Genomic DNA, 13,124 nt, shown 5'->3' with positions numbered 1-13,124 from the left:
GTATATTTATTTATAAGTTATAAAATGGGGGGCATCGGTAAACTTCCCTGTTTTTGAAGACTTCCCTTAGAGTATAATATTGATTTGATCATGATCATTACAACTTTTCTTGCAATAACATAAAAAAAGACACTCACATCGCTGTAAGTGTCTAATTTTATCGTGGTCCCACCTGGGCTCGAATATTCTTTATTTTTCCCTTTATTTATAGTACTTTCAAGCATTGCAATTTTCAAAGGGGGCGTTTTAGGGAATATTCTATTTTTTTTCAGTTAATGATTCATATAGTTTTGTTCTCCAAAAATCTTTAGAAATAACATCCGTGTGCTCGAATAAGTCCTCAACATTTCTTAACAATTCAAATAAAGCAAAAACATTATCAACATTAATACTCATTAATTTATTGAACACTTTTTCTTTATAAATTTTAAATTCAGGTTTTTTTGAATATTTAACTTTATTAGCAATAAGAGTTTTTACATCGTTAGGGTTTTCAATATCCACAATCTTTTTTGCATCATTGCCGACTTGTTCAATATATTCCTTTATAAGTTCTGGCAATTTTTCTATTTTCTCTTTGACATTCTCAATTCCCCCACTATGTTTATAAGTTAGTAAGTCTGAAACAAAAGAGTTTTCATCAGATTTCATACCTTTCGGCTTTAGAAAAATTTCACTTTCCCTGTTATTATCTCTAAATGTTAAAGTAAACATTCCGTTAAAAGATACTGCATTCCTTTTAATTTCATCATTTTCTAAAATTAAACTAAATCTCAATGAAAGATTTTCGTTTAAAGCAATGCTATTTGTTAACTGAAAAGATATATATACCGTAGAGTCGTCAACAACACAAGTGTTTATAAAGATTTCCTCATTATTATCTTCTACATATTTATTTAACGCTATTAAAGCTACTAAGACAGAAAAGTTAATTCCATAATCTCTATATCCATCCTTAGAAGTAACAGCTCTTAGATAATACTTATCTTGTTCATTATGATACAACAATCTCAGGCTACATTCATCTTCATTAAACTCGTTCTTTACCTTTAAGTAGTTTTTGATTACTTCAACTAAATCTTCATAATCTAAATCACGACAATAATTTGCAAACTTACTTAATGAATAGTAATCAAGAATATCATGTTTAGCTGAATATGCTGTTTCAACATCTAAAATATCTCCTCCAATACGATTCATAAGATTTTCATCTGCTATTTCCAGAATCTCAAATACTGCTACCTCTTTTTCAAATAGTTTTTTCAGTTGCACATTCCTAATCTTAGATTCAATATCTAGCTTTTCACAAGAACTATCTAACTCTAGTAAGGCATTTACTACATTCTTAGCATTACCTATTTTTAAAATTTGTTCTCTATTTTCTTCTAAGGAATACAAATTTTTCAACTCTTCTTTATACCCTTCCTTTATTTCCAAATCTAAAAGTTTATTAACTTTTACAAAACTCTGGGTATCAAAATCTCTAAAATACAATTCTTTTTTTTCTAAAATCATAATTAATCTCGGTCTTTAATTAAACTTAAAATGCGTTTTTGAAAGGAACGCTAACCTAATTTTACCTACTTTCTTTTTTTCGGTTCAACTTGGGATAAAGCACTAGCAGCAACAGATTTAACTTTTGCAGAAGTCTTGGTGCTTCTTAAAAGCGCAGATGCTTTAGTCCCGATTTTAGAGCTGGTCGTCTTCTTAGCCATAACCTAAAATTTTTAATTAAACCCCTTGAATTACGAAAAGGGGATTTATCCGAGAAGAGATAATTTTTATATATTTAGTAAAAAGTATTATTTTTGCAAACCTAAATTACAGACTCTCTCTTCTATGAGTCATTTAAAAGCCCTATCCGCCAAGTAAGGGCTTTTTTATTTATTATGACAATAGCTTAAAATTGTGTAAATTTGTGACAGAAACAACAAACCCGTATCACATTAGAAACAATTGTCTCTGCAAAGAAACAAAATAAATTTGTATCATACAAGAAACATTTGTATTTTTGCTGCAACATTACTAACAAAATAAAAAAGTTATCCACAATGAGCACTTCATTAGACACTCTAAGATTTTCAGAAATGATTAAATCAAAAAGAGGGAGTAAAGGATTACGAACACTTTCTTCAGAAATAGGTGTGAGTGCTTCTACACTATCTAGAGTAGAACAAGGAAATTTACCCGATATAGATACATATCTAAAATTATGCGATTGGTTAGGCGTTTCAAGTGATTATTTTACAAATAATGCTGTACAAGATGTTCAAAGCGAAGTTATAGCTCATTTACGAGCTGATAAATCACTTCCCTCAAGCACATCTGAAGCTTTGATACAAATGATAAATTTAGCCTATGCCTCCGCAACAAGAGAAGATCAAATATAAAAATGGATTTAAGAAATGGGCAGATGAAATAGCTATTGATACAAGAAAACAGTTAGGCTTGTACCCCTCATCTCCTCTTTGTGCTTTTAAATTATGTAAGCATCTCAATATTCCCATCTTTGAGCCTTCACAAGTTGAAGGATTACCAACTGAGCATTTAAATGAGTTACTTGGTAATGGCTCATCGCATTGGTCTGCTCTAACAATTCCATTACCACTAGATAAGTATTTAATAATTCATAACCCTACGCATTCTGAAGCTAGACAACAAAGTAATTTAATGCATGAAATAGCGCATATACTTTGTAAACATACTATACCTGAAGAAAAAAGAAAAACAAAACTTTCAGGATTTCTTAGAAACTTAGACATAGATCAAGAAAATGAAGCAGAATGGCTAGGGGCATGTCTGCAACTTCCAAGACCTGCCTTACTATATTCTTTAAAAAAGGGCATGACTCAACTCGAAATTGCAGAATACTACAATTGCAGTATTGAAATGGTCAGATATAGGACTAATATAACAGGTGTAAATAAACAAATACGTTATTTAAAGAAATAGTTAACAATATTGAATTGCTAGCTACTTTTAAAATTAGATTGGTAACAGAGATTGTCTCAAAGGTTAACTAATGCTAAAAATCTCCAAATGACAGAAATTGTCAGACAGAAGAGAAGTAGTAACTTTTGAGACAGTCTTTTAAATCATTAAATTTCCTTTTAAATTTTCAGTATAAGTAAATTTATATCGAGAAGTATTTAGGAGCTTAAAAAGGTACATTTACAAGACCCTCAGACTTCTTCCCTATCATTAGTCTCTCAATGCAAGTCTGCAAAATACAGTTATTACACATTCTATTGGTTCTTCGTATGATTTTTACTCTGATTTGCATCTCTATTATAACTTATATATTAATTATTAGTAGTAATAATTTTTAGAGATATATTAACGCTAGTTACTACTTGAAAAAGCGGGTACGGTCAGTTTATTAATCCTTGCTGACAATTTCCTCTGAAACTCTTTTTTCACAAAATCATTATCTCCTTTGTATTTATTAAACAAATTCTCCAATTTTTCAATATAGCTATTTCTATTGTTTGTATTTAGAATAGGAAAAGCGAAATCAACAAACTTTTTGATTCCAAAATATTTCAATCCTAGAAATATCAAATAATCGTTAAACGCTTTTACACTTTTACTATTTAATTGTGACTTCACAAGGTACTGATCAATATCTGGCGAAATTTCATCAACAAAAGATATATTAACAAAAAGCTTGTAGAGTTCTTCACCTAACGAATGAAAATTGTTTCTGACAGATTCCAAGGTTTTTATTTTGCTTTTTATTGAAGCTCGATTGAATTGACTGACAGTCTTTACTCTCAACTCAATCCTAACAAAACTATTATTCTTAGCGATTTTTTTCACCAAATGTCTTCTTCTTACCTTATTTGTTCCTTTAAAAACTTCACCCTGCTGAGCTTCTCTACCTAATTTATCATAAATCGCAACTTCATATTTTTGATTTTTAAAGTTAACAGTATTTCCTATTCTTAGTGTATTTTCCATTCCTTTCATTCTTGAAACACTGCTCATAATAGAAGCTATGTTCATATTAAACCTGATATTTACTCCCAATTCCACTTGAGTAATTTTAGCCTTCCAGAATTTTTCTTTTTCAATCCCGAACTCACGTGCATACATTTCGATTATTTCAACAAAATTCAGATAATTTAGGTCAGTAAAAGGGTTTAAATTTTTGATACGAATAAAGTCTTTTCTTACATTTTGGCAAACCGACAATCTTCCTGATTTTGCGTTCAATCTTCTTTTAAAACTGATAAACTTATTCTGATATGACAGCTTTTTTATAATATTTTCTTGCTGAACAACAATTCCATGTTTTGGTAAATTACAGTTTCCAGCTTTTACCTTTTGGGACAAAAAAGAAATCATATCCGGATCAGCTTTAAAAATTTCAAATCCACCTTCCTCTCTTATTTTTATAAATTTTGTCGTTAAGATATAATCACTTAAAGAGATATTTTCAAGATAAAATTTAATTAAATCTACCATACTACTTTTTTTGTAAAAATTTTTCCAGTTCTACTCTACTCACAGAAATCCTTCCATTTCTACAAGGCTGATTAATCTTCAAACCTTTCTTTACATATCTATCGAAAGTTGATCTGCTAATCTTATAATTTTGAATGACCTCATCCACCGTTAATACATCACGTTTTTCAATAACATTGAAAAGCTCATTTTTGAGTATTGCGACTTCTTTCCTCAGTTTGTTCGAGCGGTTTAATAAGTATAAAAAACGCTTCTCATTTAGTTGTTTCATTATGAAAATTTTTAATATTTAATATAAGTAACTGAGGGAAATTCTTAATATAATGTTAACGAAAGTTAAACTTTTGTTAACAAAAAATATAAATCACTAATAATCAATAAAAAAGACGGCTATCAGCCGTCCCATCTTAGATTACATGTAATACCTTATTTTTTCTTATCGAATACTCTATTTTAAAACTTTTTCACTTGTATTACTTAATCTCTAACAGACTTAAAAGTTGTAATTTTCCCTAGTATAAAGGCTTTTTCCACTTCGGACTTCATAATGCTTTTCATGTACCTTATTACTTGTTTCTTCTTGTATTCCGACGTATGCTTTTACTTGATTATTTCAGTGCCAACGTATCATGCTTTTACTTGCTTTCTACTTGTTTTATTTTCCTTCTCAATCTTTATTTGTAATATTTGATTTTCTCAGCCTTCATAAAGCCTTCTAAGTTTCTGAAAGTAATCTTATCTAAACTATTGGTAATACTCTGAATATACGTCTTGCTATTTTTGCACTTTCTGGAAGTAAAATCAATAACATTTCCATTATTATCTTTATATATCTCGGTTTTTTCTAACTTTTCGGCTTTTACATTCATATAAGAAACATAATATTTGACTTGGTTAGCACACGTTGTATCTAACAAAAAGAAATCAAGGTTCTTCTCAGCCCCAACCAAGATTCCTTCTTCATTGAAGTAATAATCATAAGAAGTTTTGCTATCTCCAATATGTCCCCATAAATCATCAGATTTACTGATATAGACAATTTTATTATTTTTTCTGAGAATTTTATAGAACATTTCCCATTGAAGTTCAAATTCCTCCACGGGGTTATCGGTTTTACTTTGCTTTATTCTACCATCAGTTAGTTTAACATATTCGATAACTTTTGACGGTTGATTTTTTAAAGCTCCTTTCACAAACAATTTAGTCTGCTTAAGTTCGTTTTCATAAGAGTTTTGGGAATAAAAAACTGAGAAAATGCACAGATTGATAAGTACGATTAAGTTTTTCATGATTAATTGATTTTGATTGAGTCTTCTTCCAATTTTTCATTTTTCGTATTGTTGAATTCATCCTGATAGATTTCGTTCGATTTATATTTATCAGCAGAATAGTTATATGTATTTTCATAAGTAGGCTGATAGGATTCATTAATTTTAGATGATTGTTTTCTTTCTTTAAAAATTTCCTCATATTTTAGACTTTCATCTTCAAATACAACCTTTGTTAATCCCAATATTCCGTAAGCCGTGATGAGATTTTCTTTTGTATTCTCATCTCTGAATACCAATTTTCTGAGAATCACTAAATCCTCTTCATAAATGCCTATATTTTTATATCCTTTTTTTGAAATACTATTCGTAATAAAATGCTCAGAACCCTTTACGCTAAGCTCTTCACCAATAAAAATATTTTTAACCGTTTTTATGAGTTGAGGTTGGGAGATCATAATTTCATCAACAATCTTATTCTGCATTTTAGCCCTATCAGGCTTCAAGAAGAAAGCAGAAACGCTAAACAAGATGATAATACCAACGATTATATAAAATGAATAACTTTCTCCTGATTGCATTTTTTGAGTGATGTAAAGGTCGTTTACAGCCTTTTTAGAAACATTATTATCATCTGAATTATGTCCTTCATCGGGAAACATGATCGAAATATCCCGTAATATCTCTAAAGCAAGATCATTATTGTATTGTTCAACCATTTTAGGAATTCTGAAGAGGTCAATAATTGCCCAGATAAAAAATCCTCCTGCGGTAAGGATATATAATATCAGCCAACCCCATTTTTTAAGGTAGGCGTAATGCCAACCTAAAAGAAACCAAAGCAGGTAAGATATTCCTACAGATTTCTTTCGTCTTTCAAATTCGCTAATAAAGATTCGTTGTTGTTCTGAATTCAGCTCTCGAAATTTTTTCTGAATCAGATAAGAAAAGTTTCCCATGATTAATAGTCAACCGCCCAGTTCCAAAACGGTAATTTAATACATAGAAAAAGCGTGGAACTTTAAGCCAATCCGTTACAGAGGTACCGCTAAGAACCCTAAACCCAGATATGACTTATCGCCCACGCCAATAGATGACACGGGCGTAAGCCTATCGAATTTGGGTTTATAGAAGATTAGCGGTTTTCTGTAACCAATACGATAGCTTACGCTTTTATGTTAATTATATTTTTATCTTTTACAAATTTATTAATTTATCCGAAACGAACATTACTCATTACACTTTTAAGATTATTAATATTTGAATTCGTATAAATTAAAGTATTGGCAATATTTACATGTCCTAGTAGCTTACTTACAATAGGAAGTGAGATATTACAATTGTTTACCAAATAAGAAGCAAAAGTATGACGCCCAACATGAAATGTTATATTTTTATTGATCTTACACTCTTTTGCTATTTCTTTCAGAATAGAATTTCCTACTTGATTACTAACCTCTCTAAAGATTTTTGTATTGGATTTTTGACTTACCATATATTTCAAGAGTAATGTTTTTATTTGACTATTCATCGGAATATCAATATTATGCTTAGTTTTTAACATCTTCTTTGATATAATTCCCTTGTTAAAGTCTATATCTGATACTTTCAATGAAAACAGGTCAGAATACCTTAAACCTGAATAACAGGAAAGTAAAAACATATCTCTTACTGTATTAGATAAAATACTATCACTTTTAAAACCTCTAAACTTAATGACTTCCTCTTCATCTAAAAAGACAGTTTTATGCTTTGGAGTCTTGATTGTGAACATATCTTTACCATACGGCTGCTCAATTTTTGCTTTCTTATATCTGTTAGCTTCATTTATAATACATTTCAAGCACTTATGATGATTGTAAATACCTCCATCTCCTATATTCAAGTTTTTTAAATAATTATCAAATCTTGTAATAAAAGCAACATCAATATTTGAAGTAGATATTCTCGGTTGAAATGCTTTTAATCTGCTACGCAAAGTATCATACTTATACTTAGTATCATCACAAATTTTGGGTTTCTTTATTTCCATCACTGAATCGAAAATATCATAAAAACTACTATTCTTTGTCCCATTTAAAAATTTATCTATATCAGAAAATGATAATTGATACCCTGCTATAATAGTATCTGCGCAAAATTCCTCTAAATCGTTTTTTCGCTTATCAATCATCTTATTCAGATTTCCATATCCTTTACCTATTGCACGACCTGCATCCGTATCCCAATGCGAAGGATGTATTTTTTCTCCGATTGAAATTCTTTTTTTATCTCCATCTATTCTGATTTGAATACATATAGGACATTCGCCCGTTTTTTTATCAGCCTTATCAGTTCTAATGATTGCTTTAATAATTGGCTTTCTCATTTTATAATATTTAATTGTTATTCCTTATTCATACATCGGTAACAATTAAAAAATCAGCTAAGATAGATAAAAATATCGAATTATCAAATCAATTGATTGATTTTCAATTAATTACAATAAAGTTAAAATATGTTAACTTCTCGTTAATGTGATTAATTAATCTGATTTATACAACAAATTAATTATCATTTATTTGCACTGGTACAATTTATCAAAAAGAGAGAGGGGGGCGAAAAGGGGGACGATTTTGTGATGAACCATGACGAATGGTGATGAAACAAAGCATAAAAAAAGCCCCTAAAATAGAGGCTTTGTAATTTTTTGAAGAAATCTATTCTTCACTTTCGTGGTCCCACCTGGGCTCGAACCATGTACATCTGGGTTATCACCCAGTATCTCTAACCTACTGAGCACACAGTATATATAATTCAATTATCAAGAGTGCTCTTTTAAGGGTCTGCCTAAAACTATGCCTTTTAATCTAAAAACTCCTAACATAATAGAATATAATTAAGAAATCAAATTATCATGATAGGATTTGTAATAATATTACAGAGCAATATTTAAAATCTTATATGACAAGTAGGAGTCTTCTACCTTCTTTTTATTTAACAGTATTAAAGTTCCATTTTCCTTAATCTTATCAGAAACATAGTAGAAGTCTTCAGACTTATTCATGTCTTGCATCAAGAATGTGCCTTTATCTGTAGTATTAATATATTGCACGCCAAATCCTGTAGAACCTTCTGGCATTTGAAATAAGATATAATAACTTTTATAAAAAGTATCATATTCTATTGAGAGAATTTTGCCATAAGGTTTCTCAAAGAGAACTTTTTTAGTTTTAGCATCTTGTGCTACTAAATAGATATCTCCTTTCATATAGGTGATTTTATCTGTTTGAGCTTTAATAAGAATTGTAAGAAAAAACAAGAATAGTAATGTAGCTTTTTTCATGATATATAATTTTATGGTAAATTTTCTTTTGGAACTTGATATGAGTTTAAAAACTCAATAACTAGGTCTGCATCTTTTTCTGACAGCCCCACTCTATCATCTATCTGAAGAAAATGTTTCTCCTGAATATCTAGAATATCATCTTCATCATCAATAATAATAAAGTTCTCTAATCCTCCTTTTAATGTTTTGTGATAATCTCTTATCCACTTAAAGATTTCTAAACCTCTTGGAGCTAATTCAAAAGTGGTTTTGTAGTGAAGTGATTCTGTTACACCAATAACTTTTCCTGTAATACCTACTATATTAAAGAGTTCATTAATTTCTTCTATACTCTTTAGCAGCCTCCAAGCTGATGATAAGACTATCTCTGCTTTTGTATTGTCAATTATCCTATTGAGAGCATGAATATTATTGCTATCAAAATGGGAAGTTTCATTTTGATGGGTGGCTAAGTTTTTACCTCTATAGTAATCAGCATTATTTAGTACCCCATCTATGTCTAGAAAAATGATTTTCATTTCTTTTTAGTTTTAAGTTTGAATATCAAGAAAAGAAGCCCTATCATTCCTAGACTAATTAATACCCATTTGATAATCCTTTTAGTTTCATATTCTTTCTGCATCTGTTGAAGAGTTATTTCATCAGGCATTGCATAGGGATTAAGACCTTTTGCTTCTGCCATTTCTTCATACTGGCTTGGATAAGCTTTAATATTTTGAGATCCACTTCCAAATAAATCTGTATTTGATTTTGCAGTTTCCTCTATTACTGTACTACCTGAACTATTAGCTTTTTCTCTTAATTCACTCCACAACTTTTCTTTAGAAGTAGCTTCATCATTATCTTTATCCAAAGTTGAATTGTTTCCTATCTTTAATACCTGTTGATAGTTTCTAAATGATTTCACTTTTCCATCTTTAAAAGTGATCGTAGCTACTCCATTCTCTCCATAGCTCCAAACCTCTTCTCCAAAAACATCATAATCTTGAATACTATGTGGCTCTCCCTGAACTTTTTTCACATCTGATTTATTAGAACCAACATTTATATACTGCTGTGCATAAATAACAGCATTACAACTTACTAGCAGTGTTAATAATATTCTTTTCATGTTTGAAATTTTCGCATAGATACAAAATAAAACACAATGTAACGTATGCGTTCCTTTAAAATTCATAACAAAGGTCAAATTTTGACTAATGGATAGAGAGCAAGAACTTATAAAGTTTGGAAAAAGAATTAAGCAAATAAGAGAATCTAAAGATTTAACTCAAGCTCAACTTGCCCACAAGATTGGGAAAGATAGAGAGTCCATTGCCAGATTAGAAAGAGGTGGAATTAATCCTACTTATTTATACTTAATGGAAGTTTGTGAAGGACTTGAAATAAGTATGGAAGAATTAATGAAGTTTTCAACTTTAGATATTTAGCTATCTTATTTTTATTTGATTGGTCCCATACATAAGCATTAAAAATTAGCTATAATATTATATCTTAACATTAAGCATCTCATAAAATTTCTTATGATTTAGCAGATGTTTTAGATCTTATACATTCCTCTTTATCTTTACATTGTAATAGAGCCTTAATATTATCTTTTAAGTTTAAAATGAAATCTTTTAAAGCTTAATGTTAAAGATTTATAATAACCCATCATCAGCAAAACTATAATAAGATTCTTTGTTAATAATTAGATGGTCTAACAGCTTAATCTCTAAAAAACCACAAGCTAATTTCAATTTGCTTGTAATATCAATGTCAGCCTTACTTGGTGTTAAACTTGTACTTGGATGATTATGAATTAATATGATATGAGTGGATATAGATTTTAATGCTATAGAAAGAATTAACCTTATATCTACTACACTCGAAGATATGCCTCCCTTTGATAAATTATAAATACCAATAACCTTAAGTGCATTATTAAGAAACAATACTTTAGCTTCCTCACACATTTCAATAGTATCTAGATTCCAATTGTTGAGAGCTAGCATATATGAGGATTCACTAGTAGAGATAATAGTCTCTATTATGTTAGGAGAATAAGAAACTTGTATTTCTGATACCTGATGATGTTGCATAAATAAAAAGGGTTAAGTGAGTAATTAGAAAATAAAAAACTTCCAACCTCGTATTTACACATTATAGTATACAATACGAAAGTGGAAGTTTTATACAATAGAGTTATGTTAGAACTTTAAAATTAATCTGCTAGAACATGGTCATATTTCCCATTCGTAGAAAAGTTTTCCAGATCTGCCTCAAAGTTATCAGAAGAAGCTCTGTTAGCTTTTATTGAGCTAGAAGGAACAATACTTTCGGGAATATACACGAACCTATGTTGCATAATAATTGATTCTCCTGTTTCTTTGATAACATATTCATAAGGTTCACATTCTTCTTTCTGAACATTACCATGAAGCTCAGTACCAATTAATGCCTTGCAGGTTTCTTCATCAAATGTAGATGAAATAAAAGTTTTCTTTGCAGTAGCATAATACTGATTGGTCTTTTGGCTTAACACCATTTCAATACCTCCTTGAACTTCTAAGGCACAAAATGTTGTACCATCCTCTCTTTGTCTTGCTTTGTAACTGATAATTCTTACCATTGTTTTTAAATTTTTGAGTTAGATTTTTACATTTTCTAAAGAGATGTGTTCAGATTAAACTATAGTTGTAGAAAACAATTTATAGTCTGCCTGAAATTTTATTTCCTAATAAAAAAGGTATGGGGGAGTTTTCTCCAAAAATACGTGGGGGGCATTAGTCTTGAGGAGGAGTGGGTTTTTGCAGGACTTCAAAAAATTTTAAAAAAATTATTTAATATTCCTTATTTTTGAATTATTCCTATAATAAATATTGATGATTGATATAAAAATCCAAAGAAGTTTAACTTCAAAAAAAATAAAAGCTTTATATGATGATTATCTCTATGAGAAAAATTACAGTGGTGAATTTAGAATAGTACTTCCAAAAGAGATAGAAAAATATAGATTTGGTGTGCTGGCTGAATTGTTGCAATTCTTAATAACACTGAATAATAAATATATTGTAAAAGAAATTAAACTCTCAATTGATAGTGCCGAAGACTTAGATAAAGTTTATGAACAAGAGTTTATATACCCTATAGTATCATTATTCTGGAATTCTACAAAGTTTACAAATTCCAAAGGAGATACTATAAAAGATGAATTAAGAAGTTTGCAAAACGATTTTTTTATAAAAATGAATTCATTTCAAAGGCTAAAATCAAACAAATCATTATTGATTAATATTGATCATTTTTCAAATAGTAAAGGATTAGTAAAGCTTTTTGAAAATTCTAATGGTTTTAATGAAAATGAAGAACAAATAATAGATGTTATTAAGAAAATTCTTAAAAAAAATATACTAACATATAATTTTAATAATCTTACAGAATTTGAAAGTATCTTATTAGATATTGGTGCTATAATATATGAGCTAATTAAAAATACTTTTGAATGGGGTAAAACAAATAGAGATAATGTTCCAATTAATCCAAGTATACGAGGACTATACCTAAGATTTCATAGTAATATGTATGAAAATATAATTGAAGACTTTAAAGACACCCCAATTGAGGTTTTTCTAAAAGAGGAAACAATCCAAACAAAGTGCGTTACAGATTATAAGAAAATAGATTATTTAGAAATTAGTGTGTTTGATTCTGGAATTGGTTTTATAGATAAATTTCAAGATAAAGATGACTTAGACGATATTACTATATTAAAAAAATGCCTTGTTAAAAATCAAACCTCCTCTACAACAAATCTAAAGTCTAAAAAAGGTTTGGGATTAGATAGAATCTTAAAAACAATTGACCAAAAGGGATTTTTGAAAATTAGTACAGATAAATATATTGCTTATAGAAATATGATTAAAGATGAGTATACACAAGTAGACATAAATAATCTTACTGATTTAATTATTGAAGATTGGAATAATAACAATTTTAGAAGTACAAGTAATAAAAAATTATCTGGCACTTTTATAAGTATTTTATATCCTTTCAACTATTCATCATATCAAAACTAAGTA

Annotated in this window: 16 protein-coding genes; 4 read left to right on the top strand and 12 right to left on the bottom strand. The window is 29.2% G+C overall.

Annotated elements, in window-relative coordinates; genetic code table 11:
- Positions 1-258: 258 nt before the first annotated feature.
- Both EG342_RS10150 and EG342_RS25630 read right to left on the bottom strand, forming a co-directional pair.
- Positions 259-1,515, bottom strand: coding sequence for a hypothetical protein (locus EG342_RS10150; RefSeq protein ID WP_103291299.1), 1,257 nt, complete (start codon positions 1,513-1,515; stop codon positions 259-261).
- Between the two features lie 65 nt (positions 1,516-1,580).
- A complete protein-coding gene (locus tag EG342_RS25630; protein WP_260232363.1) occupies positions 1,581-1,715 on the bottom strand; it encodes a hypothetical protein in 135 nt (44 codons plus the stop codon).
- A gap of 336 nt (positions 1,716-2,051) precedes the next feature.
- On the opposite strand from EG342_RS25630, the gene EG342_RS10145 reads away from it, so the two are divergent.
- Both EG342_RS10145 and EG342_RS10140 read left to right on the top strand, forming a co-directional pair.
- Positions 2,052-2,390 carry a helix-turn-helix domain-containing protein gene (locus EG342_RS10145; RefSeq protein ID WP_103291301.1) on the top strand — a complete coding sequence of 113 codons (339 nt, stop codon included), beginning with the start codon at positions 2,052-2,054 and terminating at the stop codon, positions 2,388-2,390.
- On the top strand, positions 2,359-2,952 hold the full coding sequence (locus tag EG342_RS10140) for an ImmA/IrrE family metallo-endopeptidase (protein WP_103291303.1): 594 nt from the start codon (positions 2,359-2,361) through the stop codon (positions 2,950-2,952). Before EG342_RS10145 ends, EG342_RS10140 begins: the two co-directional genes overlap by 32 nt.
- 390 nt (positions 2,953-3,342) lie before the next feature.
- On the opposite strand, the gene EG342_RS10135 is transcribed toward EG342_RS10140, so the two are convergent.
- The 8 genes from EG342_RS10135 to EG342_RS10100 all read right to left on the bottom strand — a co-directional run bounded on the left by EG342_RS10135 (position 3,343) and on the right by EG342_RS10100 (position 10,174).
- Entirely contained in the window at positions 3,343-4,467 is a 1,125-nt protein-coding gene (locus tag EG342_RS10135; RefSeq protein WP_103291306.1) for a hypothetical protein, read from the bottom strand.
- Position 4,468: 1 nt separating this feature from the next.
- Positions 4,469-4,738 (bottom strand): hypothetical protein, encoded by a 270-nt coding sequence (locus tag EG342_RS10130; RefSeq protein WP_103291308.1) that lies wholly within the window; start codon positions 4,736-4,738, stop codon positions 4,469-4,471.
- Between the two features lie 403 nt (positions 4,739-5,141).
- Positions 5,142-5,756: a hypothetical protein gene (locus tag EG342_RS10125; RefSeq protein ID WP_103291310.1), complete on the bottom strand. Its 615-nt coding sequence runs from the start codon at positions 5,754-5,756 to the stop codon at positions 5,142-5,144.
- Positions 5,757-5,758: 2 nt separating this feature from the next.
- Positions 5,759-6,694, bottom strand: coding sequence for a TM2 domain-containing protein (locus EG342_RS25350; RefSeq protein ID WP_185126893.1), 936 nt, complete (start codon positions 6,692-6,694; stop codon positions 5,759-5,761).
- 254 nt (positions 6,695-6,948) lie between these two features.
- A complete protein-coding gene (locus EG342_RS10115; RefSeq protein WP_103291312.1) occupies positions 6,949-8,103 on the bottom strand; it encodes a site-specific integrase in 1,155 nt (384 codons plus the stop codon).
- Positions 8,104-8,652: 549 nt separating this feature from the next.
- On the bottom strand, positions 8,653-9,060 hold the full coding sequence (locus EG342_RS10110) for a hypothetical protein (RefSeq protein ID WP_103291315.1): 408 nt from the start codon (positions 9,058-9,060) through the stop codon (positions 8,653-8,655).
- Between the two features lie 11 nt (positions 9,061-9,071).
- On the bottom strand, positions 9,072-9,581 hold the full coding sequence (locus EG342_RS10105) for an HAD domain-containing protein (protein ID WP_103291317.1): 510 nt from the start codon (positions 9,579-9,581) through the stop codon (positions 9,072-9,074).
- Complete coding sequence (locus EG342_RS10100) at positions 9,578-10,174, bottom strand: hypothetical protein (RefSeq protein ID WP_103291319.1); 597 nt, start codon at positions 10,172-10,174, stop codon at positions 9,578-9,580. The genes EG342_RS10105 and EG342_RS10100 overlap by 4 nt, the downstream gene beginning before the upstream one ends.
- An 88-nt stretch (positions 10,175-10,262) precedes the next feature.
- Here EG342_RS10100 and EG342_RS10095 point away from each other — a divergent pair, with 88 nt between their 5' ends.
- Positions 10,263-10,493: a helix-turn-helix domain-containing protein gene (locus EG342_RS10095; RefSeq protein WP_103291322.1), complete on the top strand. Its 231-nt coding sequence runs from the start codon at positions 10,263-10,265 to the stop codon at positions 10,491-10,493.
- Between the two features lie 210 nt (positions 10,494-10,703).
- Here the strand turns inward: EG342_RS10095 and EG342_RS10090 are convergent, their stop codons facing one another.
- Complete coding sequence (locus EG342_RS10090) at positions 10,704-11,144, bottom strand: JAB domain-containing protein (RefSeq protein WP_103291324.1); 441 nt, start codon at positions 11,142-11,144, stop codon at positions 10,704-10,706.
- A 122-nt stretch (positions 11,145-11,266) separates the two neighbouring features.
- Entirely contained in the window at positions 11,267-11,674 is a 408-nt protein-coding gene (locus tag EG342_RS10085; RefSeq protein WP_103291327.1) for a hypothetical protein, read from the bottom strand.
- A 253-nt stretch (positions 11,675-11,927) separates the two neighbouring features.
- Between EG342_RS10085 and EG342_RS10080 the strand changes: the two genes are divergently transcribed.
- Positions 11,928-13,121, top strand: coding sequence for a hypothetical protein (locus EG342_RS10080; protein ID WP_103291329.1), 1,194 nt, complete (start codon positions 11,928-11,930; stop codon positions 13,119-13,121).
- Positions 13,122-13,124 lie beyond the last annotated feature (3 nt).

The organism is Chryseobacterium lactis, from assembly GCF_003815875.1.
GTDB lineage: Bacteria > Bacteroidota > Bacteroidia > Flavobacteriales > Weeksellaceae > Chryseobacterium > Chryseobacterium lactis.
The sequence above is the reverse complement of the archived record's forward strand: the minus strand, read 5'-3'. Positions and strand labels throughout refer to the sequence as shown.

What these genes read in the sequence shown, in the direction of transcription:
- EG342_RS10090 (WP_103291324.1), bottom strand. Translation starts at nt 11,144, where the DNA reads ATGCAACATCATCAGGTATCAGAAATACAAGTTTCTTATTCTCCTAAC.
- EG342_RS10145 (WP_103291301.1), top strand. Translation starts at nt 2,052, where the DNA reads ATGAGCACTTCATTAGACACTCTAAGATTTTCAGAAATGATTAAATCA.
- EG342_RS10130 (WP_103291308.1), bottom strand. Translation starts at nt 4,738, where the DNA reads ATGAAACAACTAAATGAGAAGCGTTTTTTATACTTATTAAACCGCTCG.
- EG342_RS10080 (WP_103291329.1), top strand. Translation starts at nt 11,928, where the DNA reads ATGATTGATATAAAAATCCAAAGAAGTTTAACTTCAAAAAAAATAAAA.
- EG342_RS10150 (WP_103291299.1), bottom strand. Translation starts at nt 1,515, where the DNA reads ATGATTTTAGAAAAAAAAGAATTGTATTTTAGAGATTTTGATACCCAG.
- EG342_RS10100 (WP_103291319.1), bottom strand. Translation starts at nt 10,174, where the DNA reads ATGAAAAGAATATTATTAACACTGCTAGTAAGTTGTAATGCTGTTATT.
- EG342_RS10095 (WP_103291322.1), top strand. Translation starts at nt 10,263, where the DNA reads ATGGATAGAGAGCAAGAACTTATAAAGTTTGGAAAAAGAATTAAGCAA.
- EG342_RS10085 (WP_103291327.1), bottom strand. Translation starts at nt 11,674, where the DNA reads ATGGTAAGAATTATCAGTTACAAAGCAAGACAAAGAGAGGATGGTACA.
- EG342_RS10135 (WP_103291306.1), bottom strand. Translation starts at nt 4,467, where the DNA reads ATGGTAGATTTAATTAAATTTTATCTTGAAAATATCTCTTTAAGTGAT.
- EG342_RS25350 (WP_185126893.1), bottom strand. Translation starts at nt 6,694, where the DNA reads ATGGGAAACTTTTCTTATCTGATTCAGAAAAAATTTCGAGAGCTGAAT.
- EG342_RS10125 (WP_103291310.1), bottom strand. Translation starts at nt 5,756, where the DNA reads ATGAAAAACTTAATCGTACTTATCAATCTGTGCATTTTCTCAGTTTTT.
- EG342_RS10105 (WP_103291317.1), bottom strand. Translation starts at nt 9,581, where the DNA reads ATGAAAATCATTTTTCTAGACATAGATGGGGTACTAAATAATGCTGAT.
- EG342_RS10110 (WP_103291315.1), bottom strand. Translation starts at nt 9,060, where the DNA reads ATGAAAAAAGCTACATTACTATTCTTGTTTTTTCTTACAATTCTTATT.
- EG342_RS10140 (WP_103291303.1), top strand. Translation starts at nt 2,359, where the DNA reads ATGCCTCCGCAACAAGAGAAGATCAAATATAAAAATGGATTTAAGAAA.
- EG342_RS25630 (WP_260232363.1), bottom strand. Translation starts at nt 1,715, where the DNA reads ATGGCTAAGAAGACGACCAGCTCTAAAATCGGGACTAAAGCATCTGCG.
- EG342_RS10115 (WP_103291312.1), bottom strand. Translation starts at nt 8,103, where the DNA reads ATGAGAAAGCCAATTATTAAAGCAATCATTAGAACTGATAAGGCTGAT.